The sequence below is a fragment of the Serratia sp. root2 genome (assembly GCF_031931805.1).
GTDB lineage: Bacteria > Pseudomonadota > Gammaproteobacteria > Enterobacterales > Enterobacteriaceae > Serratia > Serratia inhibens.
Window position 1 is genome coordinate 467,984 of record NZ_JAUJXB010000001.1, and the last position, 21,659, is coordinate 489,642.

Consider the following 21,659-nt stretch of genomic DNA (forward strand, 5'->3'; position numbering starts at 1 on the left):
GGAAGAAGCCGTCCGTCAAATTGTTGAACGCGACTACTTCAAATAACGAATACGGTCTTCAATCTTCTGGATCGCGTTGAGTGCTTCATGACCTAGCTCCTCTTCGTCGCAAAGGCTGCGTAAACGTTGCAGGTCATCGGCGTCACCAAATTGCCCAATCACTTGAATGGAAAAGGAAGCTATGCTCGCCAGATCATTCATTAACCCGTGTTCGTGGTACGTTTTCTGCGACTCATGGTTGGTCAATGCATCGCGGCAGATAGCTAGGGCTGTTTTCGGATAGCGCGTCGCAACGTTAACTCTTGCACCATCCGTAGACAACATTCGTGATGTTGAAGACCATAGTGCTCCGGCACTTGCCGTAGCGGAGTAAGTCAGTAACGTAGTCCGCGCATTAAGAGTCTGAGGCGAGGACTCGAGTTCACCATTGTTCAGCTTGCAAGCCCAGTAAGTTAACTCCCCGCAGGCCTGCATAGCTTCATCGATATCGACAGGTGATGTCGTATTGGTAGGAAGTGGAAGGCCCAAAATCCCCATCGCTTCGTGCGCTGCAAAAAAAACTTCGACAGCATCTTGCGGCATGACCGACCTTTTGGCTGGCAACGTAAGCCATGGTTCAATAGCCTCGGAAACTGCTGGGTCACCGAATTTTGCGAGCTGACTAATTAGAGTACTGACAAACAAAACATACTCGGTACTCGCCCCTTTGAGTGACTTGAAGAGGAACTGCTGTTTCTGATCCCTGGCGAGATTGTTTATCTCTTCCCAATAAATGCTGTCATAGGGGTGATCGAACTGTCGAGAGAAGATATTCCATGCTCGCGTCTCGGACTGCGTTCCTGACTCGGAGAACACACTTTCGAGCTCCTTTAAGACCACCGCTCTGTAGTTTTCTTCTTCGGCATCTAGTCCACCTAAACCCTTAAGCGCATCCAAAATCAAAGAGTTCATAAATATGCCCAATTTGTCTATGGAATCTTCTAGTGCCAAGATCATCTTTGCCTTGACGGAATCATCCACATTATTTAAGTGGACACAAAAGTCTATCGTGTCTAGCTGAAGGTGGTAGGGCAAGCTTTTCAGATGTTCAAGAAGATTCAACACACATGGCGCTGCCCATGATGCTTGCTTCGTGAACTTGGTGATTCCGAGAAGGACGTAGAATTCGCTATGCGTGCTCGCTTCCTTCCATGATTTTTTCAGAGCTTTATCAAATTCGCTCTCTGGACTATGGCGAAAACTAAGGCCGCCACTATGAACGAAGGACACAAGCTGCGAAAGCGCGATCTTATGATTAAACACATAGGCTTGGCTAAATGTCTCGTGCCGAAGTGGCACCTTTTTGGCTATTGCTTCTTCATAGAGATCACGATTGGCTTCGGCAATTTTCTCGTCCATGACGCGACATGCTGTCATGATTTGCTCTAAGTAGACACCCTGCATTAAAAGCCAGCCGATAGCGGGAAGAAAAACTTCGAATTTCGAGAGGATTGGCCGATTAACGCCAGTTTCAATTGAACAGCTATGCCATCCCTCGCCATTTAGTAGGAAGCGCAGTTCAGAAATCTCTGCGATCATTTCGGCAATTATCACATCGAGCTTTGCTTTTACAATACGTCTCGCGGTATCTCCACACTCTCCCCGCACGCAAGACTCAAGGATGCCCCGATCAGTTGTCTTCTCCAAAATATCCCTTAGCGTCGAATCGTCTTCCATCGCGCCGACAATAAGAGTCTTAGAACCGTTGAATCGAGGAGATCGTAGAAAAGCTTGCACACGCTCAGAGTCTGTGCGCGCTACACGAATCGCAGATTCCGCTATGAAGGCATTGAAAAACATTTCATGAGAGAAACTAAGTCTGTGACCGCGCTGTAGCACAAGCCGTGAGTCAAGGATCGCGTGCCGAGTTGTGTCTGTCACGCTTGTTGCATCGCAAAATCTGTCGAACTCTCGAATGGACATACTAAACGCAGTTTGAGAGATTAGTTCTTCTGCAAACCCGGAAAGAGCCCTAATTCCCGCAGTTGCGAAACTGCCTAGGCGCATCCTGGCGACCGTGTCGAATAGAACAAACGTACTTGCCCCGGCAGGCAAAGATGTGGCCGCCTGCCCAATGAGTTCCGCTTCAAGCCCAGAGAGTGCTATCTCAAGTAGAGCTTGGCAGTTCATGAAGTTTTCATCTTCTTGGCTAAGTTTTGCGATCTGTGACTTCAGTGCATGTTGCGGCGGGCGGACTTGAATCTCTTCGATGGGCAAAAGCTCTTGTCTAGCCAATGCACCTTGTGAGGTGATAATGACGCCGGCACCATAGCGTAGTGAAAACGCTTGAATACTGCGTGTCAAAGCAATTTGCAAATGCTCTGGGCATTCGTTGTAGCCATCAATAAACAGGACAATATGCCTTACAAGGAGACGACTTGCTCTCAGTACATCGCGCACGGAAGCGCCGAGTAACATAAGCTCGGCATCAATTATTTTCTGAAGCTTGCCCTCGAAGTCTTTGCCTTGGATGTGGATAGGCAGTAAACCAGCCTGCATACATTCTGTGGCGATACGTGCACTCAGCAAGGACTTTCCACATCCTGATGGCCCCCTGATCAGAAGCGCAGATTGCGATGACATAGCCTTCTTTAGAATATTTGATGCCGAAATCAGTTTGTCATCAAGGAGGTATTGGTCTTGTAACAGTCGTGCACCAGTTGGCCCATGATACTCCAAGAAAGCGGATTCATAACAAGACACTGTTCGCTCCGATATGAGCACAGTTTCATCAATTGCTGCATCTATTCCCGATACGCCTTCAAGGTTTAAATGGGCTGCGAGTGCTTGGCATTGATCTTCACTTAGCAAGGCTCCTGATATTGAACCGAGAGCAATCTTGATCGCATCCAGTCCGCCAGATTTCACCTTGAAGTCACTCGGTGGCAATGAGGAGCCAGATGGAATCGCTGGCGTAATGGCTAATAAGGCGTTGGGATACCCGGAAAGAGTGCCGAATAACTCGACCATTGAATCACGCAATGCATTTTTGGCATCCAACGCTTGAGTGTACCCGTTGCGTAGCTTTCGGCTACCGTACGGTCCGACTTGCGTCCAGCGGCCGTTCACACCTCCCTTGATGGGCAGTGTGTATCCCTTAGCTTCAATAACGAGAGTAGTTGTGGCGGAAAAGACTGCAACATCAACCTGACGCCCGTTAACGTTGAAGTTGGCGAATATGTAGGCCCATCCAGTGCCCTTTTCTAGAACATCGCAAACGGTGACCAAGACATCGCGATCCGAGGCGTGTTCTATCCGTTCCCCGATAAATAGCCGAATGCCGTTCCCATAGTGACGTGCTGTACTCATAAGGTTGAATTACCTGTACGACGCGCTAAATATCGACATAGCACTCCACTCACCCCGACCATCAATTCCGCTTCTTCAAACTCAGGGGGCTTTTTTTCCATGAGATGCCTGCCGAAGTTGGAGGAGTAGGCCCATGCCTTCTCTACGATCTGATCTACAGGCTTGGGAAAAAGCCCGGGATTTCGCTGGATCAATTGACCAAGCGTGTCCTTACTTCCTATAACGTCTCGCGCCACGCATTCCAGAGCAGCCATCGCATGCTGGATCGCTCCACTAATTTCAGGTTGAGGCCTACGTGATAGATCCTGCAGAGCCTCGTGTAGCTCATATGCTGCGGTCGTGCGATGCTGCTGGGAGAGTAGTAATTGTCCTTCTTTCACTGCTATCTCGAAGGCTTCAGTACCTCGCATTTGAATCTTTTGATCGAGAAGCTGCCAACCGATGCCGGCCACCCTAAAATAGCTGTTAACTTCTCCCGAAAAGTCACTGCCCTTGTAAAGAGACTTTTCAGCCAAATGCTCAATGAAATCGTAGACCTCGAACCATTCAAGCTCGTCCATCAGGATTCTGACTTCGTCATCAATATTCGGATACTCTGACCAGTTGCTCTTATCTGGAGTTTTATAAAGGATGCCGCACAACCTATGACGAAGTTCGCTGGGGGCGAATCCACATCGGTATGCGATAGACACGATCGCTGCTCTCAGCGATTCTGGTGCTTCGTGTCTGATGCTGATTTCTGCGTCAGGTCTTGAATAACCCTGTCGCCTGGAAAATGAGTCCATAGTTCCCCCTTAACCGTACGCCCCAAGCTACCATATTACCTTTTAAATTTCTCAGCTGCTGAATCTGGTTTTCGCCGTATCCGGCTGATAATCATGCTGTTCACATTACTATCAAGCTAAGGACATTTTGTGACCTAGCATGATTTTCGCTACTCGCTGTTTGGTGCGCGTTGAGATGTTCGTCCTCGCCACACGCCTTAATTTACAGAGCAGAGTTCGAGGACGGATTTAAGCTTGATGTGTTAGGCAAAGGTCGGTATCACGTTTTCATTCTTGGCTAGCGAATATTGTGCAAAGCGATTCGCGTGGCAGAGACGCAAGGAAGTATTTCGTTTATTATATTTTTGTATTGACTTGTGGCTTTGGTTGCAAGATCGATTGGTGCAGCTACACCAAGGTGATCGGATGCAATTAAAAAGCCTGTTTTCCTTACGTAAGTATTTTGAATCAAACATGTTTTCATAAAAATTTCTCATGCTGAAATTATAATTAATTACTTCTATTGCAGGTGAAAAAATAGGATGCCAATAACCTTCAATCAGGCCTTAACTGCAGAGTGCGAGTTTTCAGAATGGACAATCAGTAATAAAAGTCGAGCTAAGCTGATTGAAGTGATTGCCTATTTATATTTACGGCAGGAAGAAAATGCTCAGAGAGTAATTGATGCTCTAGAGCCGCGACGGCGGGTTTCGAAAGGCAGGGTCGCCGAGAGTGTCGTGAGAAAACTGACGGCTCCGCGTGCTGAAGACGTCGAGCTACTCCAGTCAGGAACCGCAACTGAGAGGAAGGCAGCAAGTAAACGAATCAAAACGTCTATTATTCACCGGGACGGGCTTCTATTCCAGTATATCTCTTGGGTTGCCGCGCGGTTAGAGCTTCCAAACGGCTATATGACGTCACCCCACGTTCGGCAGGCGGATAAAGGTTTTGACGGCTTCATCATCGAACTAGATAAAAGTGTGCGTGAGATCAAACGAATTGTGCTCTGTGAGGACAAGGCTTCGAAATCGCCGCGCAACCTTATCACCTCTAGCGTGTGGCCCGAAATAGAAACACTTCGGCGTGGTGATCGCGATGATGAGATCCTAGCCGAGCTCGTAACATTGTTGAAGAGTGTCCCAGGTATCGACGCAGAAGAGGCAGTGGATGAAATTTTCTGGGAAGGTGCTCGCGAGTTCAGAGTCGCTGTAGCGACTGGTGAGAATCGGCGCAGAGCTGGGAGTTTTTTACACATCATAGCCGGTTTTAAAACGGTCGCTGGTGGTGAACTTGAAGCTCGAATGGCTGGCGTTCTGGCCTTCAAGGATGTGCGCACGGGTTTGGATCTTCTCGCCAGAGAGGTGGCTGCCAAAGTCGAGGAAATCGCCAATGTTTGACCCTAGTTCCCGCGCTCTTTTGCGACAGGCCCCTGATCTGCCTGGCCTTGATCCTGAAACGCTAGACGAGCTATTGACGGCTGCCCACATAGAACTAGCGACGGTGCGCCTTCTGTCTCGCGAAGGTGAACCTGAGGCTATAAGCGAGGTACTCGACCAAGTTCGACGCCTTGCTTCGACCTTCGAAGCCTATGTCGTACTCAATCTTCGACCTGAGCAAACGCGCGCTGCGGCTTTTGTCGCCGCGAGTGCTCATCAAATATTGAGCCGCATTCGAGAGAGAGCAATGGATCGCCCAACCGTTGTTTCGAGTGATGCAATAGGATCATCAATTTCAGCGACGCTTTTATTCCTGATTGCTGGTCGGGCAGCGGATGCGGCGGAAGTCGCGAGTCAACTCCGGGCTAAGGGCGAACGCCGGGCGGTGCGACGAACCCTGATCCTGAGCCTGCGGGAATTGGCAACTGGTAATCTCACGACGCTGATAGAGCGCGATCTTGAGGAAGACAACATTGCAATGCGAGATAGTCGTGAAGTAGCCACTGACCTTCTTTTAAGGGAATGTGCTTATGTGGTCCAGGGACTTGGACAGGAGGCGCGTGGTAGCGCTGTGTCCGACACTGATATACTCTCAAGGCTCAAGCGTGTTCTCCACTTGTCGGAGGCCTCAGCGGTAGAGATTAACGCAGCGTTGGAAGGGAAAGTTCATCATCAATTTGCCGGTCCGCATCATTTGGCTACTTTGTTGAGTCGGCTTATTGATGGAGTGCAGGCTGCGATGCTGATTCGACTGCCAGCGCCATCAGGAGCGCGACCAAAGGCATGGTCCGACTGGCTTCTGTCTCAGACACAATCTCGCCTTTTTTGTGGATTAATCATCTGAAAGCTATCGGGACAGGTTATCTGAACCGTGGCAGGTCTATGGTTATGACGTCGCCGACTGGTTCGGGAAAAACTACGCTATCCGTCCTGAAAATCGCAGCAACTCTATGTGCGGGCGAGAGCGTCGTTTACCTGGCTCCTACTCACGCGCTCGTTGATCAAGTCGAGACTGATCTCTCAGCACAAATCGGTGACTTAGAGGTGGTGAGCATCGTTGAAGACGTTGCACTCGAAGAGCTTGGGGAAAAGCTGCCACCATTCTCCGTCATGACACCTGAGCGTTGCCTTGCCCTCCTTGGTTTCGCGCCTGAGCTTTTTGACAAGGTCGGTCTCCTTGTATTCGATGAGTTTCACCTCATTAGTGCAGATGATCCCGCGACTTCATTGAAAATCAGTACACGCGCCATTGATTCGATGTTGGCGCTCCTGACGTTTCTCCGCCATCGTAAGGAAGCAGACCTACTACTACTGTCAGCTATGGTCGCTGACGGTGCGGAAATCGCACGTTGGTTGCGATCTGTAACGGGAAGGCAGGTTGAGTCGTTCGACGATCCTTGGAAGCCAACTCGACAGCTTCGTTCTTGCGTCATCTATGACCGCTCTGACGTGCGTGAGGCCGTACAAGTTGCATCAAAGGCAAAGACCAAAGCTGCAAGGAATCGGATTTACGCACAACCTCTTGGACTCTTTTCCCTGATTTCTGGGTGGCATCCTAAAAGGCCAGAGAAGCTGGTAATACAGGCGCTCACGGATCAAAGGCCGTCGCTTCTTAAAAATGCCAAAGGAAAATTGACATCAAACAGAAACGAAGTCGCTGCGCGAATAGCGGCAGACTATGCAGCCATAGGAAAGCGGGTGATTGTGTTCTGCAACGATACCAAAGCGTGCGGGAGCGTTGCAGGCCAGATCAATGAACTACTGGCGCCGGCCACCATCGCTCTGGATGTGACGCAGGAGGAAATGCGTAAATCAGTTATCAGGGATATTGGAGCGGCCGAAGCTACATTTGACCCTATGGGGAGCAGGGCTGCAGTTCATCATGGTGACTTGCTACCATTGGAACGGCGGCTGACCGAAAGCGTTTTTCGGGCTCGTAGGGATACTGATAGTGAGGACCTAGGACTTGATGTGGTCGCCGCAACATCCACAATTGCGCAGGGACTTAATCTGCCGTGTGATGTTGTGATTCTTGCTGGAACCGATAGAAGTGCGGTTGATGATCCCAGCGGGAACCCTCGTGCGGACTTACGTCCTCACGAGATACTTAATGCGCTCGGGAGGGCTGGTCGTGCGGCGTATGCCGCAACCGGCTTGGCAATCGTTGTTCCTGCAACACCTATCTGTGTGGAAATAGATAACCTCTCCCTTCCGTCGGATGGAATTATGAAGATCATTTTCTCGGAACAGGATGCCTGTGAAGAGGTATATGATCCGATAGAGTTACTTCTTGACCGGATCGAAATATCCGCTAATTCGGATCCTAAAGTGCAGTCAATTATCCGGCGTATGTCTGCTGTCACCACAACAGGAGAGAGCGGCTTCGACGATATCGTTTGCCGTTCATTAGGTTTTTTTCGGCGTAAGGAAACTAATGCTTTGCGAGCTGACCAGTGGCTCGAACATCGTCGAATAGCTCTCAAGGCTGCTGAGGAACAACTGGAAGACCCCCTCGTTCTCGATTGGCAACGGGAAATTGCTATCCGTAATGGTGTTCCACCAAAGCTGATCGAAAGATTGGTTGCAGCGTTTGATACAGCGCCAGTTGAAAAGACGGCGACAGAGCACTGGATCAACTGGCTACTGGATATAGTTACTGACCATCCTTTAGATTTAACAATTTTCGTCAGACAAACTGCTCTTGAATCCGTTTTTGGCCGTTCTTACACGAATACAACAAAACCCAGAGCTTCTTCTAAAAGAATATTGAGAGCACTCAAAACATTGGTATCAATGTGGTGCGCAGGGCGAACACTTATCGAGATTGAAGATTGGCTCCTAGTGTTCATTCGAAAGCACGAGGGAGAGGTAAAGCAGCAAGCAAACCAATCCACTACAGCACAACGGGCTCGCCGATTTGCTATACGCATTGCGCCTGATATTGGCTTTCTCTGCGGCGTGCTTGGACAGATAGCCGCTTACAAGGCCGCTGAACAAGGCGTGCCTATGCCTCCCGTGATTGAAATGCTTCCGCAGATGGTGAGGGCCGGTGACTATGATCGTCATCATATGGCTTTAAGACAAATGACCAAAATTGCCTCGCGAGTTGGAACCTTTGAAACGTATATCTCACTGCGTGACTCATTCAAAGCTGGAGCTTCCGCAGAAATGGATGTTGTTAGAGAGGAGGTTCAAGCCGCAATCTTGCTCCAGGCATTTACGGATTTGGATGATGAAGAGTAGGGTTTTGGGTCAGGGTCACCGGCGGTCATGACAATTGCGAACTTCCGCTCCTCGCTCATAACCGCCGGTCAAAAACTCCATAAAGCAAAAAGCCCGCTCAGGTTTCCCTGAGCGGGCTTCTCTAATATGGCTCCTCTGACTGGACTCGAACCAGTGACATACGGATTAACAGTCCGCCGTTCTACCGACTGAACTACAGAGGAATCGTGTGAACGGGGCGAATAATAGCGGCGTGGCCCGGGCTTGTAAAGCGTGAAAACGTCTCACCGTTCCGTTTGCTGCAAGATTATTCAACCTGCTGCTTTTTATCGCTTTTATTGGTGCAGTGCTGCACAACGGCCCACGGCGGGCCGCGAGATGCCTTATGGTGGTGCAAGCCTGCGTCATCGGCCGCCGGTTGCGTGGCGGCGTCAGGTCGCGCAAATATCATTTTTTCTTATTTTTCCTTCGATTAGTTAGCGCTTTCTCTTATTCCGTTACGCTGGCCCGGATTTTGCAGTTCTGTTGTCAACATGGCTTTGCCATACGCAGTTCAGCGGCTCGACGGAGGCAATATGAATCTCAGACGTCTAAAATATTTCGTGAAAATCGTCGATATCGGCAGCCTGACCCAGGCGGCGGAGGTGCTGCATATCGCGCAACCCGCACTCAGCCAACAGTTGGCGACGCTTGAAGGGGAGCTGAAGCAGCAATTGCTGATCCGCACCAAGCGCGGTGTGCTGCCTACCGAGGCCGGCAATATTCTCTATGCCCACGCCCAAACCATTTTGCGCCAGTGCGAACAGGCGCAAAGCGCGGTCATCGGCGCAGGCCAGGCGGTGAGCGGGCAGGTTTCCGTCGGGTTGGCGCCGGGCAGCATGGCTGCGCAACTGGCGCTGCCGTTGTTGCAGGCGGTGCGCGATCGTCATCCGGGGATTTTACTCAGCCTGAACGAAAATATCGGTTCGATGCTGGCCGGGCAGGTGGCGAGCCAGAGCCTGGATATGGCGGTGATCTACGGCGCTAAAATGCCCGACGGCCTGCAGGCCACGGCGCTGATGAAGGAAGATCTGTATCTGGTGGCGACGCGTGCGGTGCCAAGCCCCGGTAACAGCGTCGATCTGTTGGACGTGGCGCGGCTGAATCTGTTCCTGCCGCGCGAAGGCGATGTGGTGCGCACGCAGGTCGACGAAGCGATGGCGCTTCGCAAGCTGGCCGCCAACGTGATTGGCGAAATCGAATCCCCCGGCACGCTGAGCGCGGCCATCGCCAGCGGTCTGGGCGCGACCATTCTGCCGGAATCCGTTGCGCGGGCGATGATTGGCCCGGCCAAGGCGTGGATGGCGCGTATCGCCGCCCCGGCGCTGAGCGTGCCGCTTTCACTGTGCATTTCCAGCCAGCAATCGCTTTCCGCCCCGGCGTTGGTGGTGAAGGATATCTTGCTGTCGATTGCCGTTGGTCGCAGCCAGGAAAAACGCACGCTGGCGCTGGTGCAATAAGGCATTTAAAAAGGCCCACGCGCGGTGGGCCTGAAAGGCAGGTCAGCGGAACGGTGGCTCGTTGAAGGTGCGCAGCTTGCGCGAATGCAGCTTGTCGCCTTCGGCGCGCAACAGATCGATGGCGCAAATGCCGATCTGCAAATGTTCCGAGATCGCCCCCTCATAGAAGCGGTTGGCCTGGCCCGGCAGCTTGATCTCGCCGTGCAGCGGCTTGTCGGAAACGCACAGCAGCGTGCCGTAAGGCACCCGGAAGCGGTAACCCTGCGCCGCGATGGTGGCGCTTTCCATATCCACCGCCACCGCGCGGCTGAGGTTAAAGCGCAGCGCCGAGGCGGAGTAGCGCAGTTCCCAGTTGCGGTCGTCAGTGGTCACCACGGTGCCGGTGCGCAGGCGCTGTTTCACTTCTTCGCCCGGCATGCCGCTGACCATTTTGGTGGCGTCATACAGCGCGCGTTGCACTTCGGCGATGCTCGGGATCGGGATATCCGGCGGCAGCACCGCGTCCAGCACGTGATCGTCACGCAGGTAGGCATGGGCCAGCACGTAGTCGCCAATCGACTGGCTTTCGCGCAGCCCGCCACAGTGGCCAATCATCAGCCAGGCGCTGGGGCGCAGCACCGCCAGATGGTCGCAAATGGTTTTGGCGTTGGATGGGCCGACGCCGATGTTGATCAGCGTAATGCCCTGGCCGTTGCGGGAAATCAGGTGGTAGGCCGGCATCTGGTGGTTTTTCCAGGCCAGATCGGACACCGCCTGTTCCGGCGCGGTGGTTTCCGGGGTGATGTAGATGCCGCCGGCGCTGGACAGCGCAATATAAGGGCTGTCCGGGTTGGCTATCTCGGCGCAGGCCCAGCGGACAAATTCATCTACATAGCGGGTGTAATTGGTGAACAGCACGAAGGGCTGGAAATGCTCCACCGGAGTGCCGGTATAGTGCCGCAGCCGCGCCAGCGAGAAATCGGCCCGCAGCGCGTCGAAGTGCGACAGCGGGAAGGTGCTGGTGGCATTGAACAGGCCGTCGGCGGTTTCATCGCCGATTTGCGCCAGCTCGGTGGTGGGAAAATGCTGCGCGAGACTGGCGCTCATCGAGCGATCCAGCATCAGGTTAGAGCCGTCAATCACATACGGAAAAGGGATCTCCTGCTGCGAAGGCGCCACTTCGATATGGGCGGCGTAGTCGTGCTCCAGCATCGCCAGTTGCTCGGCCAAATAGCTGCGAAACAGCTGCGGGCGGGTAATAGTGGTGGTGTAGCGGCCGGTATGGGTAAAACGGCCGAAAGCGCGGGTTTTGCTCTGGCCGGTTTTTTTGCCGTCCCAACTTACGCGCAGCTCGGGGTAGACGAACAGCCCAGCGGCGCGGGTTTGTATGTCGGGCACGCTGCCGTGGCTGATAAAATCGCCCACCGCCTGGCGCAGCGCGGTCACTGAAGCGTCATACAGCGCTTCCAACTGGTCGATCGCCTGAGCGGGGGTGAGGCCGGTGCCGGATTGGTGACTACTCATTCTCTCTCCTTGGTTCTCCCGTCCCTGCGGCGGGAGGCATGCGGATATCAATTCACCGCAACAGGTTAGCTGAAGATGGGCGCAAAAGCTTTGCCGAAATAGAACCGGGGAAAAGTAAAGCGCAGCGGCAGGGCTACCGCTGCGGCGTTGCGATCAGGAGGCCGGCTCGGCCTGTTCCACCTTTAGCGAAACCAGGCCAATGCCGCGTTTTTTCGGGGTAAAGCCGCCGCTGGCACCTTCCTGAGGTTCGGTCGGGGCCGGTGGCGTGATACTGATGTTTTGCGCGCCGCCGGGGTTGTTGAAGCGCAGGGTGACGGTGGTGTCCTGTTCGCCGAGCGACACGAACTGCTCTTGGTCGCCCACGCGCACCGAGATTGGCGCGCCGACGTTTTTGCCGTAGGCGCGGGCGCGCAGCACCAGATCGAAGGTCGGCGGCAGCGGGGCGAGATAGTCGATGTTGACCGCCGGCGCGAGGTTGGCGTCCGACCAGCGGCCCCAGTCCTCGACGCTGGACACGCCGGTGATTGCCTTCACCTGCTGCGGCATGCCCGGCAGCATAAAGGCGATGGCGTCCGCCTGATATTTAACGTTGGCGTCGTCCACCTTCAGTTTCTCGACGGCGTTCTGGTAGGCGGCAACGCTGTCCGCCGCCGGCTCGGTAAAGCTGACTTTGCCGCGGTAGCTGCTGCCCTTGGCCTGCACGATATGCGGCGGAGCGGCCAGATTGCCGGAGGCCACGCAGGTGTCGGTGCTCAGCGCCAGTTCGGGCGCCCACACCCGGCCAATCTCATAGCATTTATCTACCCAGACAAACTTTTCACCCGCACCCAGGCCGGCGAGCTGCTTTTTCAGCGGTGTGGAAAGATAGACGTTAAACATGGGTTCGATTTTATTGTCCGTCACCTTGAGGATAAACGGCACCTTGAAGGTGATGCCGGAGAAGGTGAAGCTGTTGCGCTGGGCATCCAGCTGGTAGTCGGAAATGCTGTTCGGGAAGCCCCATTGCTTCACCACCGCCGGTTTCCAGCCGTTGATTTTTTCTTCGATATTCAGGAAGACGGTAGCCAGCGTGGGGCTGGACAGGCTGCTGCGGCCGAGGCCGATATAGTTGTCGCCGCCCATCACGTCCAGCACAGTGGCGCCGTTGTCCAGCGTGCTGCGCTTTTCGTTATGCTGCGCGCTTTGCGGCTGCCGGCCGTCGATGATAAAGAACAGATTACGGCGTTTTTGCTTGGTCAGAATATCGTAGGCGGTGTTGTTCATCGCCAGATGATCGGAGGACACCACGATCACGGTGTTTTTGAAATACGCCGACCCTTTGATTTTGTCGATCAGGGCCGCGATATGCTGCTGGCTACAGGCCACCGCGCTCAGCGAACGGTTCTCTTTGTTCTGCCAACTGTAGGATTTTTTACTGCAACCGGCGGAGATAAAGCCATCCGGATGGTGGGTGTCCACGGTCAGCGCAAACAGCGAGAACTTTTTATTCTGCTGCGACAGTTCGACGAACTTGTCGAAAACCACGTCCAGCACGGTATCGTCGTACCAGCCCCAGTCATTCTTGTAACCCGGATCGCGGACCTGCTCGCGTAATTCCTTGTAGCCGTAAGCGTGGTCAAAACCGTGCGATCTCAGGAAGGTGTCTTTCCCGGCGAAGGCCAGTTCGGCCCCCTGATAGAAATAATTGTCGTAGCCGGCGGCTTTCAGCACGTCGCCCAGGCAGATGTTTTCCGGGTAAAAGGTAGAAACGGCGCTGGAGGCGTTGCCGTCGAACGGGGCAAACAGCGGAATGCCGCACTGCGAAGCCACCATGCCGGCAATGGTATAGCCGGTGCCCGGCAACTGCTGGGTATTGCTGAAGTCGATGCCGTTTTCTCGGTGCTGATTCAGCTCGTCGGCGAGGTCGGGAAAGAGTTCCGGGTCGAAATAGGTGCGCTCAAGGCTTTCGGCATAGATGTACACCAGGTTCGGCGCTTTGCCCTGCAGGCTCTTTTTCGGCGCTTTGTAGTAGGTGTAAAAATCGGCGGTGTCGCCGGTGATCTGGCTTCTGAGCAGCAGCGAAATATCCTGAAAAGCCGGGGTGGTGCCGACGGAGAACAGCGCCAGCAGCACGGCGAGCACGCTGTAAACCACGCTGCTGCTTTTCGCTTTGTGGCGCACCAGGCTCCAGGCCAGCACGGCGAAAATCAGTGCCAGCACCGCCAACAGGCCAATAAACGGCAGCACGTATTTGCTGACGCCGGCCCCTTTCATGCTGCTGGTGAGGGTGTAGATCACCGCATCGGTGATGCCGTCGCCGGTAAAATAGTTACTGGCGATCAGAATAACGTTGAGGATCAGATAGCTGCCCAGCAGGATCAGCAAAATGGAAAGCCACCAGCGGTTGGCGGCGGCCTTGTTCCGGTAGATCAAAATTGAGGCTAAAAAAAGTGCAAACGAGACTAATGCTGAAACCATCCACCGTACCCTGTCTGATTAAAAAGAAAATCTTAACTGTCCTGGCAAAGGCTGCCGATCCTGCCGCAGCGCGAAAGAGGAAGGGTATAGCGCATTGAACGCGGCAGGGTCAATGCGCGTTTGCACAGCGGGGTGGCCGCCAGGCGTGAATGAACAATTTTGTGACAATATTGTGACCCTGGTCACTACTGAGAGGCGTGGGTCGCTGAAATATTGCTCACCGGGCATTTGGCTCTACCATTAATGAATGGCGCTGATTGCAGACCGGCGAGGCGCATTAACCTGTTCAGGAGAAAACATGCAGAGCATTTCCGCCACCGTACTCGATGATTTGGCACCGCAGGGCGTGCTGCGCGCGGCGATCAATTTAGGTAATCCGGTGCTGGCGCAATGGGGGCCGGATGGGGAACCGCAAGGCGTGTCGGTCACGCTGGCCGGCGCGCTGGCGCATGAGCTGGGCGTGGCGCTGGAGTTGGTGACCTATGATGCGGCGGGCAAAGTTTTTGCCGCGTTGGAAACCGCCGCCTGGGATGTCGCCTTTATGGCCATCGAGCCGGTGCGGGCGGAGCAAATCGCCTTCAGTGCGCCTTACGTCATTATTGAAGGCACCTATCTGGTGGCGCAGGAGGCGCCTTATCGGCAGGTTGCCGAGCTCGACAGGCCTGGCATACGCATTGCGGTGGGCCAGGGCGCGGCCTATGACCTGTATCTTTCGCGCACCTTGAAGCAGGCGCAGCTGGTGCGCGCGGAAACCTCGCCTGCGGCGATCACCTTATTCTTCGAGCAGGGATTGGACGCCGCTGCGGGCGTGCGTCAACCGCTGCTTGCCGCCGCTGCGGCGAACCCGGGTTACCGGGTGCTGGACGGGCATTTTACCGCAATTCATCAGGCGATGGCGGTGCCGCGCGGTAAAGAGCAGGGGGCGGCGTATGTGCGCTGTTTTGTGGAAAGATGCAAAGCCAGCGGGTTGGTGCAGCAGGCACTGAAACGCAGCGGGCAGGGAGAGGTGACGGTGGCGCCTGCGGCGTGAGGCGGTTGGCAACGGTTTTTTGTGGTTCAAGGGTAGGGGCGCTGCATACAGCGCCCTTGCGGATAACCCTTAATGCAGTTCCACGGCGTATTGTTCTACCGGGGTGATTTTCTTGATCAGCTTATTGTCGAACAGGAATTGTTCGTAAGCCTGGTAGCGCGCAGTGTCCAGCCTGGCCGGATCGGTGGCGAACAGCGGCAAGCTCGCCTGCCACGCCTGCTTGTTCAGTTCGGTGTTCAGCTCCGGATGGGTTTTGGCGAATGCCAGCCAGGTTTCCTGTGGGTGAGCCTGCAGGTAATCGTTGCCTTTTTTCAGCGCAGCGAGAAATTTCCTGATCTTCGGTTCGGCTAGCGCGTCGCGGTTGGCGACGATGATCAGTTCGTCATAGGCCGGCACGCCGTAGTCCTCGACGTTGAACACCACCGGATTTTTCCCCTGCAGTTTCAGCTCCAGCGCTTCGATGTTGCGATAACCGCCGATCACCGCGTCGACCTGGCCCGCCAGCAGGGCGCTGGTCAGTTGGAAATTGACGTTAATCAGCGTCATGTCGTTCGGGTCGATATGCGCATGTTTGGCCATGGTTGCCAGCGTGGCCTGTTCGATGCCGCTGACGGAATAGCCGATTTTTTTGCCTTTGAGATCCGCCGGCGAGGCGATGCTTTTATCCAGCGTCATCAGGGTATTGAGCGGCGAGTTAATCAGGGTGCCCACGCGCACCAGCGGCAGGCCCTGATCGGCGAAGAAGTGCAGTTGCGGCTGATAGGTGATGGCGAGGTCGGCCTGTTTTGCCGCCACCAGGCGCGGCGGCAGCGCCGGATCGGAAGGGGGCACAATCTTGACCTCGAGGCCTTCGGCCTGGAAGGCGCCAATCTGCTCGGCCACCATGATGGGCGCGTGGTCGGGATTGATATACCAGTCGAGCACCAGCGTCAGTTTTTCGGCGGCGGCAGCGTGGCCGGCCAAAGCGGCGCTGAGCATCAGCCCGCAAAAGGTTTGCTTGATCATTTTTTACCCCAGTCGTTAAAAAGTTATCAGTCGTTTTCAGGCGCCCAGTCGATCAGGCGCAGCAGCAGCGCATCCACCGTCACCCACAACAAGACGGTCATCAGCACCAGAATAAACAGCGCGGCAAAACAGACGTCGGTCTGCATGCGCGCGTTGGCGTTCAGCATCACGTAGCCCAGCCCTTCCGCCGAGCCGACCCATTCGCCGATAATCGCGCCGATGGGCGCGACGGCGGCGGCCATGCGCAACCCGGAGCCAAAGGCCGGCAGCGCCGCCATCAGCCGCACATGCCGCAGTTGCGCCCAGGGGGAAGCGCTCATGGTGCGGGCCAGATCGAGATAATCGTTATTGACCCGGCGCAGCCCATCAAAGAACGCGGAGGTGACCGGGAAGAAAATCACCAGTACCGCCATCGCCACTTTGGCGCTCATGCCGAAGCCGAACCACAGCACCAGCAGCGGCGCCAGCGCAAACACCGGTATCGCCTGGCTGGTCAGCACCAGCGGCATCAGCCAGCGTTGCAACCGGGGCGAATAGATCATGCACAGCGCCAGCACGGCGCCGAGCAACACCCCAATCCCCAGCCCGCAGGCAATCTCCGAGGCGGTGATCAGCGTGTGATAGGCGAGGTAGGCGCGCCCGCTCCACAATGCCTGCGCTACCGCAGAGGGCGAAGGCAGCAAAAAAGCGGGAATATCACCCAACGTGATGAGCCACCACAGCAGCAGCAAACCGGCGAACACCGTCAGGCTGCGGCGTACCCGCGACAGGCGATTTTCAATGGGCGGCGTCATTCGGCGGCCCTCATCAGTTGCTGCAACAGCTCGCCCTGGCTTTTCAGCAGATGGGGATCGTCCGGCGCGCGAGGCGGCAGGCCGCTGATGACATGCGTATCGTCAATGCCGGCGGGGTAGCGGGAAAGCACCAGCAGGCGATGGCTTAGCCGGCAGGCCTCCATAGGATCATGGGTAATCAGCAGCACGGTATGCTGTGCCAGCAGTTCGGCCGCCAGGGTTTGGATCATGGCGCGGGTGATGGCGTCCAGCGCCGAGAAGGGTTCGTCCATCAGCACAATCGGCTGGCGTTCATACAGCGTGCGTGCGATGGCGGCGCGCTGGCGCATGCCGCCGGACAACGCCGAGGGCAGGGCTTTGGCGTAACCGCTCAGCCCCACGCGTTCGAGCAGATGCCCGGCCCATTCCCGGTCGGCTTTTTCACCGCGTAGCCGCGCACCGAGGCTGATATTTTCGGCGATGGTCAGCCACGGATAGAGCAGGTCTTTTTGCCCCATATAGGCGATGCGGCCGGCTATCGGCAGGCCATCGCTGCCGATCACCTCGCCGGCGGTGGGCAGCATCAGACCGGCTATAATCTTCAGCAGGCTGGTTTTGCCTGCGCCGCTGGCACCGAGCAGGGCGACAACGCTGCCGCCGGCAATATCGAAACTCAGCCGATCGAAAATCACCTGCCGGCCAAAGCGCAGGCTGAGATCCCGCACCTGAATGCCGGGCGGCGCGATGCGGTCACTCATGAGGCGTTCAGCCCCATCTGCCAGAAGGCGGACTCCAGCCGGGTGGCGGTGGTGAAAATCGCCGCAAGCTCGGTAAAGCGGCTTTCCGCGCCGCGCTGGTGGCCCACGGTTTCCAGCAGATCGAGGGCCGCCTGCACGCCGGCCAGGTAGCTTTTATCGCCATAGTTGCGGATCCACGAGGCGTAAGGATTGCCCTCCATCACCGTCGCCGGGTCCTCAAGCAGGCGCAGGCCAATCTCGGCATAGCCTGCGACGCAGGGCATCAGCGCGGCCAGCAGATCCAGCGCGTCGCCAGAGTGGCCGATATCGAGCACATAGCGGGTGTAGTTCAGGGTTTCCGTCGCCTCGGGTTCGGCGGCAATCTCGGGTTCGCCCAGCCCCCAATCGGCGCAGTAAGCCAGATGCAAAGGCAGCTCGGCGACGATGGCATTGAGCGAAGCGGTGGCCGCGCGCATCTCCGGCAGCGTGCGCAGCTTGCTCACCAGCAGGGCGTAGGCGCGGGCGAAGTGGATCAGGAACAGATAATCCTGGGTCAGATAGCGGCGGAATGCGGATTCGGGCAGCGTGCCGGCGGCCAGTTGCCGAATAAAAGGATGAGCAACGTAGTCCTGCCAGTCCGCGCCTGCCTGTTGGCGCAGCCGTCCGTAAAGACCGTTATCGAAAAGGGGAGTAAACATGGGACCTCCAAAAGTGAGTGGAGATCCGGGCGCGCTGAGGTATGAACAGGCAATGACCGAGAGAGTGATTGCCGACCCGTCCCTTCGCTGGCATGACCCAGATCAGGTTCAAAGGGTTCGGCTTGCGCCATCTCAGCCCGTAACAGGACACCCCTCGGAGGAGCCTGTTATACGATATTTGCTTTTTGATTACAATGCTTGGGCGAGGTGGAACGGCGGGGCGGCAATCGGTTCGTTTAGTGCGGTCCGCGACGATTTTTCTGGCACCGGCGGCGGCATTTTTGCACTGTAATCCGGTAATGTTGACTCTGAGGAACACTCCCCATGAAGAAGATCGGCTTTCTCTCTTTTGGTCACTGGACGCCTTCGGCGCAGTCCGGTACCCGTTCGGCGGCGGATGCGCTGCTGCAATCCATCGATCTTGCGGTCGCCGCAGAGGAGCTCGGGGCGGACGGCGCCTATTTCCGCGTGCATCATTTCGCCCGCCAGCTCAGCTCCCCGTTCCCGCTGCTGGCCGCCGTCGGTGCCAAAACCCAACGCATAGAGATCGGTACCGGCGTGATTGATATGCGCTATGAAAATCCGCTTTATATGGTTGAAGACGCCGGGGCCGCCGATCTGATTTCGGGCGGGCGGCTGCAACTCGGCATCAGCCGCGGCTCGCCCGAGCAGGTTATCGAAGGCTGGCGCTATTTTGGCTATACGCCCGCAGAAGGCGAAACCGAGGCCGATATGGCCCGTCGCCACACCGAGGTGCTGCTCGATGCGCTGCGCGGTGAGGGCTTTGCCGAGCCGAACCCGCAGCCGATGTTCCCTAATCCGCCGGGCCTGTTGCGCATCGAGCCTTTCTCCGCCGGCCTGCGCGACCGCATCTGGTGGGGCGCCAGCTCCAACGCCACGGCGGTATGGGCGGCAAACCTGGGGATGAACCTGCAAAGCTCGACGCTGAAAAACGACGAAACCGGCGAGCCCTTCCACATTCAACAGGCCAACCAGATCCGCGCTTACCGCGCCGCCTGGAAGGACGCGGGGCACCCGCGTGAACCGCGCGTGTCGGTAAGCCGCAGCATCTTTGCGCTGATGAACCAGCAGGACCGCAGCTACTTCGGCGGCAGCGGCAAGGAAGGCGATCAGGTCGGGTATATCGACCAGCAAACCCGGGCGATTTTCGGCCGCAGCTACGCCGCCGAGCCGGAAGAGCTGATCAAACAGCTGGCGCAGGACGAAGCCATTGCCGAAGCGGACACCCTGCTGTTAACCGTGCCTAACCAGTTGGGCGTCGATTACAACGCGCACGTGATTGAGTCGATCCTCACCCATGTCGCCCCGGCGCTGGGCTGGCGTTGATGGTTCAAAAATAAAGGAGGCCAGGCATGTCTCGTATTTTCATTACCGGCTCGGCGGACGGGCTGGGGCGCGCGGCGGCGGAAACCCTGCTGGGCGAAGGGCATCAGGTGATCGTTCATGCGCGTGAGCCAGGCAGGCTCCACGGCGTGCGCGATTTGCTGGACCGCGGCGCGCTGGCGGTCACCGGCGATTTGTCCGATCTGCAGCAGACCCGAGAGGTGGCCGAACAGGTAAACCGCATCGGGCGTCCGGATGCCGTCATTCACAATGCCGGTGTCTTCACCGGGCCGCAGGTGCTGGCGGTCAACGTGATAGCACCTTATTTGTTGACGGCGCTCATCGCTCGCCCGGCGCGTTTGGTGTATTTGAGCAGCAGCATGCATTTTGACGGTCGCGCGGCGCTCGAAAAAGTGGACTGGCGTGGGCGCACCCCCGTCTCCTATTCGGACAGCAAACTGTGGGTGACGGCGCTCGCCGCCGCCGTGGCCCGCCGTTGGCCGGGCGTGGTCAGCAGCGCGGTCGATCCCGGCTGGGTGCCGACCAAGATGGGCGGCGAAAACGCCCCCGGCGATCTGCGGTTAGGCCACCTGACGCAGGAATGGTTGGTTACCGGCGAAGATGCACAGACCGGCGTTTCCGGCGGTTATTGGCATCACCAGCGCCGTCTGGAGCCACATACCGCCGCGCGCGATCCGGCTTTTCAGGATGCGCTGCTGGCGGAGCTTGAACGCGTGACGGGCGTTGCGTTGGCGACGCCCTGAGCGGAAAACCGATGGCGGCCAGGGTGGCATGAAATGCGCGTTATTGACTTATTTTGCTAAAATTGTATTTTAAGGCCATGCATACATTCCTGATTATCGTCCCCGAAGGGGGCATGCTGTTTGAGTCGGCGGGTATCGCCGACATCCTGATGCAGGCCAACCGCCTGAGGCCCAACGACGCTCCGCTCTATCGGATCGAGGTCGCCACCACGCAATCTCATCGGGTGGTGCATGGGTCGTCCGGATTGAATTTGCTGGCCGATCACCGTCTTGCCGATCTCGACCCTGAACAGAAACGTGACACTGTCATTGTTACCGGAAAGGGGGCGACCGAGGAAGAAGGCGCGTTTGTCGCAGGCTGGCTCCGCCGCGCAGCGCCCAACGCACGCCGCATTGCTTCCGTTTGCGGCGGGGCCTTGCTGCTTGCCGAGGCCGGTTTGCTCGAAGGACGCCGGGCGACGACGCACTGGCGCTTGCTGGATACCCTGCAATCTCGTTTCCCGAAGGTGAAGGTTGAAAACGGGCCGATCTACGTTCAGGACGGGCCCGTCTGGACCTCCGGCGGCGTCAGCTCCGGTTTCGATCTCACCCTGGCGCTGGTTGAAGAGGATTACGGTTTTATTCAGGCGCGCGAAGTGGCGCAAGACCTGGTGATGTTTCTCCGTCGCCCCGGCGGCCAGTTGCAGTTCAGCCGCTATCCGTTGAATCAGGCCAAAACGCCTGGCCCGATCCGCGATCTCCAGTCCTGGATCCTGGAAAACCTGGACGGTGATCTTTCCGTTGAGAAACTGGCCGAAAGGGTCGCCATGAGCCCGCGAAACTTTACGCGCGTCTTCACCCGCGAGACCGGCATCTCCCCCGCTAAATTCGTTGAAGAAGGGCGTTTGCATACCGCCAGGCAGCGTCTGGAGCAGAGCGCGGAGGGCATTGAGCATATCGCCGTGACCACCGGCTTCGGCAATGGCCTCAACCTGCGGCGCGTGTTCGAAAGAAACCTGCAGCTGACGCCGACCGAGTACCGCGATCGTTTTCACTCCCGCAATTTGGCTTAAATTGATCTATAAACGTCATTTACGCCA

The 21,659-nt window shown here is 56.3% G+C and carries 16 protein-coding genes, 1 tRNA gene and 1 riboswitch; of the genes, 8 read left to right on the plus strand and 9 right to left on the minus strand.

Annotation, left to right across the window (positions count from 1 at the left end):
* Positions 1-33 precede the first annotated feature (33 nt).
* Both QZQ97_RS02180 and QZQ97_RS02185 read right to left on the minus strand, forming a co-directional pair.
* The gene (locus QZQ97_RS02180; protein WP_311992048.1) at positions 34-3,348 is read right to left on the minus strand and encodes an NERD domain-containing protein; all 3,315 of its coding nucleotides are present in this window, start codon (positions 3,346-3,348) and stop codon (positions 34-36) included.
* The gene (locus QZQ97_RS02185) at positions 3,345-4,133 is read right to left on the minus strand and encodes an AbiJ-NTD4 domain-containing protein (RefSeq protein WP_311992049.1); all 789 of its coding nucleotides are present in this window, start codon (positions 4,131-4,133) and stop codon (positions 3,345-3,347) included. Before QZQ97_RS02185 ends, QZQ97_RS02180 begins: the two co-directional genes overlap by 4 nt.
* A gap of 521 nt (positions 4,134-4,654) precedes the next feature.
* Between QZQ97_RS02185 and QZQ97_RS02190 the strand changes: the two genes are divergently transcribed.
* From QZQ97_RS02190 to QZQ97_RS02200, 3 genes are read left to right on the plus strand one after another with little or no spacing between them, the layout of a single operon-like run.
* Positions 4,655-5,509, plus strand: coding sequence for a hypothetical protein (locus tag QZQ97_RS02190; RefSeq protein WP_311992050.1), 855 nt, complete (start codon positions 4,655-4,657; stop codon positions 5,507-5,509).
* Positions 5,502-6,392 (plus strand): hypothetical protein, encoded by an 891-nt coding sequence (locus QZQ97_RS02195; RefSeq protein WP_311992051.1) that lies wholly within the window; start codon positions 5,502-5,504, stop codon positions 6,390-6,392. The genes QZQ97_RS02190 and QZQ97_RS02195 overlap by 8 nt, the downstream gene beginning before the upstream one ends.
* Positions 6,332-8,791, plus strand: coding sequence for a DEAD/DEAH box helicase (locus QZQ97_RS02200; protein ID WP_330695770.1), 2,460 nt, complete (start codon positions 6,332-6,334; stop codon positions 8,789-8,791). Before QZQ97_RS02195 ends, QZQ97_RS02200 begins: the two co-directional genes overlap by 61 nt.
* A gap of 127 nt (positions 8,792-8,918) precedes the next feature.
* On the opposite strand, the gene QZQ97_RS02205 is transcribed toward QZQ97_RS02200, so the two are convergent.
* Positions 8,919-8,994: transfer RNA gene (locus tag QZQ97_RS02205), tRNA-Asn, on the minus strand.
* A gap of 351 nt (positions 8,995-9,345) precedes the next feature.
* Here QZQ97_RS02205 and nac point away from each other — a divergent pair.
* Positions 9,346-10,269 carry a nitrogen assimilation transcriptional regulator NAC gene (gene nac, locus QZQ97_RS02210; protein WP_311992053.1) on the plus strand — a complete coding sequence of 308 codons (924 nt, stop codon included), beginning with the start codon at positions 9,346-9,348 and terminating at the stop codon, positions 10,267-10,269.
* A gap of 42 nt (positions 10,270-10,311) precedes the next feature.
* On the opposite strand, the gene QZQ97_RS02215 is transcribed toward nac, so the two are convergent.
* Together QZQ97_RS02215 and opgB are read right to left on the minus strand one after the other, a co-directional pair.
* Positions 10,312-11,772, minus strand: coding sequence for an AMP nucleosidase (locus QZQ97_RS02215; protein ID WP_311992054.1), 1,461 nt, complete (start codon positions 11,770-11,772; stop codon positions 10,312-10,314).
* A 153-nt stretch (positions 11,773-11,925) separates the two neighbouring features.
* Positions 11,926-14,229 carry a phosphatidylglycerol--membrane-oligosaccharide glycerophosphotransferase gene (opgB, locus tag QZQ97_RS02220; protein WP_311992055.1) on the minus strand — a complete coding sequence of 768 codons (2,304 nt, stop codon included), beginning with the start codon at positions 14,227-14,229 and terminating at the stop codon, positions 11,926-11,928.
* A gap of 298 nt (positions 14,230-14,527) precedes the next feature.
* Between opgB and QZQ97_RS02225 the strand changes: the two genes are divergently transcribed.
* Positions 14,528-15,259: an ABC transporter substrate-binding protein gene (locus QZQ97_RS02225; protein ID WP_311992056.1), complete on the plus strand. Its 732-nt coding sequence runs from the start codon at positions 14,528-14,530 to the stop codon at positions 15,257-15,259.
* A 69-nt stretch (positions 15,260-15,328) separates the two neighbouring features.
* On the opposite strand, the gene QZQ97_RS02230 is transcribed toward QZQ97_RS02225, so the two are convergent.
* Genes QZQ97_RS02230 through QZQ97_RS02245 form a run of 4 tightly spaced genes read right to left on the minus strand, consistent with a single transcriptional unit; the run spans position 15,329 to position 18,472 of the window.
* Positions 15,329-16,264: an ABC transporter substrate-binding protein gene (locus QZQ97_RS02230; RefSeq protein ID WP_311992057.1), complete on the minus strand. Its 936-nt coding sequence runs from the start codon at positions 16,262-16,264 to the stop codon at positions 15,329-15,331.
* A gap of 26 nt (positions 16,265-16,290) precedes the next feature.
* On the minus strand, positions 16,291-17,058 hold the full coding sequence (locus QZQ97_RS02235; RefSeq protein WP_311992058.1) for an ABC transporter permease: 768 nt from the start codon (positions 17,056-17,058) through the stop codon (positions 16,291-16,293).
* On the minus strand, positions 17,055-17,795 hold the full coding sequence (locus tag QZQ97_RS02240) for an ABC transporter ATP-binding protein (protein ID WP_311992059.1): 741 nt from the start codon (positions 17,793-17,795) through the stop codon (positions 17,055-17,057). The genes QZQ97_RS02235 and QZQ97_RS02240 overlap by 4 nt, the downstream gene beginning before the upstream one ends.
* A complete protein-coding gene (locus QZQ97_RS02245; protein ID WP_311992060.1) occupies positions 17,792-18,472 on the minus strand; it encodes a TenA family protein in 681 nt (226 codons plus the stop codon). Before QZQ97_RS02245 ends, QZQ97_RS02240 begins: the two co-directional genes overlap by 4 nt.
* A gap of 62 nt (positions 18,473-18,534) precedes the next feature.
* Positions 18,535-18,637: riboswitch (TPP riboswitch) on the minus strand.
* A gap of 159 nt (positions 18,638-18,796) precedes the next feature.
* Here QZQ97_RS02245 and QZQ97_RS02250 point away from each other — a divergent pair.
* The 3 genes from QZQ97_RS02250 to QZQ97_RS02260 all read left to right on the plus strand — a co-directional run bounded on the left by QZQ97_RS02250 (position 18,797) and on the right by QZQ97_RS02260 (position 21,632).
* Positions 18,797-19,819, plus strand: coding sequence for an LLM class flavin-dependent oxidoreductase (locus tag QZQ97_RS02250; protein ID WP_311992061.1), 1,023 nt, complete (start codon positions 18,797-18,799; stop codon positions 19,817-19,819).
* A gap of 26 nt (positions 19,820-19,845) precedes the next feature.
* Complete coding sequence (locus QZQ97_RS02255; protein ID WP_311992062.1) at positions 19,846-20,580, plus strand: SDR family NAD(P)-dependent oxidoreductase; 735 nt, start codon at positions 19,846-19,848, stop codon at positions 20,578-20,580.
* A gap of 77 nt (positions 20,581-20,657) precedes the next feature.
* Positions 20,658-21,632, plus strand: coding sequence for a GlxA family transcriptional regulator (locus QZQ97_RS02260; RefSeq protein WP_311992064.1), 975 nt, complete (start codon positions 20,658-20,660; stop codon positions 21,630-21,632).
* Positions 21,633-21,659: the final 27 nt, after the last annotated feature.

What these genes read in the sequence shown, in the direction of transcription:
- QZQ97_RS02235 (WP_311992058.1), bottom strand. Translation starts at nt 17,058, where the DNA reads ATGACGCCGCCCATTGAAAATCGCCTGTCGCGGGTACGCCGCAGCCTG.
- QZQ97_RS02185 (WP_311992049.1), bottom strand. Translation starts at nt 4,133, where the DNA reads ATGGACTCATTTTCCAGGCGACAGGGTTATTCAAGACCTGACGCAGAA.
- QZQ97_RS02250 (WP_311992061.1), top strand. Translation starts at nt 18,797, where the DNA reads ATGAAGAAGATCGGCTTTCTCTCTTTTGGTCACTGGACGCCTTCGGCG.
- QZQ97_RS02240 (WP_311992059.1), bottom strand. Translation starts at nt 17,795, where the DNA reads ATGAGTGACCGCATCGCGCCGCCCGGCATTCAGGTGCGGGATCTCAGC.
- QZQ97_RS02225 (WP_311992056.1), top strand. Translation starts at nt 14,528, where the DNA reads ATGCAGAGCATTTCCGCCACCGTACTCGATGATTTGGCACCGCAGGGC.
- QZQ97_RS02180 (WP_311992048.1), bottom strand. Translation starts at nt 3,348, where the DNA reads ATGAGTACAGCACGTCACTATGGGAACGGCATTCGGCTATTTATCGGG.
- QZQ97_RS02200 (WP_330695770.1), top strand. Translation starts at nt 6,332, where the DNA reads ATGGTCCGACTGGCTTCTGTCTCAGACACAATCTCGCCTTTTTTGTGG.
- QZQ97_RS02230 (WP_311992057.1), bottom strand. Translation starts at nt 16,264, where the DNA reads ATGATCAAGCAAACCTTTTGCGGGCTGATGCTCAGCGCCGCTTTGGCC.
- QZQ97_RS02190 (WP_311992050.1), top strand. Translation starts at nt 4,655, where the DNA reads ATGCCAATAACCTTCAATCAGGCCTTAACTGCAGAGTGCGAGTTTTCA.
- QZQ97_RS02255 (WP_311992062.1), top strand. Translation starts at nt 19,846, where the DNA reads ATGTCTCGTATTTTCATTACCGGCTCGGCGGACGGGCTGGGGCGCGCG.
- QZQ97_RS02195 (WP_311992051.1), top strand. Translation starts at nt 5,502, where the DNA reads ATGTTTGACCCTAGTTCCCGCGCTCTTTTGCGACAGGCCCCTGATCTG.
- QZQ97_RS02215 (WP_311992054.1), bottom strand. Translation starts at nt 11,772, where the DNA reads ATGAGTAGTCACCAATCCGGCACCGGCCTCACCCCCGCTCAGGCGATC.
- nac (WP_311992053.1), top strand. Translation starts at nt 9,346, where the DNA reads ATGAATCTCAGACGTCTAAAATATTTCGTGAAAATCGTCGATATCGGC.
- QZQ97_RS02260 (WP_311992064.1), top strand. Translation starts at nt 20,658, where the DNA reads ATGCATACATTCCTGATTATCGTCCCCGAAGGGGGCATGCTGTTTGAG.
- QZQ97_RS02245 (WP_311992060.1), bottom strand. Translation starts at nt 18,472, where the DNA reads ATGTTTACTCCCCTTTTCGATAACGGTCTTTACGGACGGCTGCGCCAA.
- opgB (WP_311992055.1), bottom strand. Translation starts at nt 14,229, where the DNA reads ATGGTTTCAGCATTAGTCTCGTTTGCACTTTTTTTAGCCTCAATTTTG.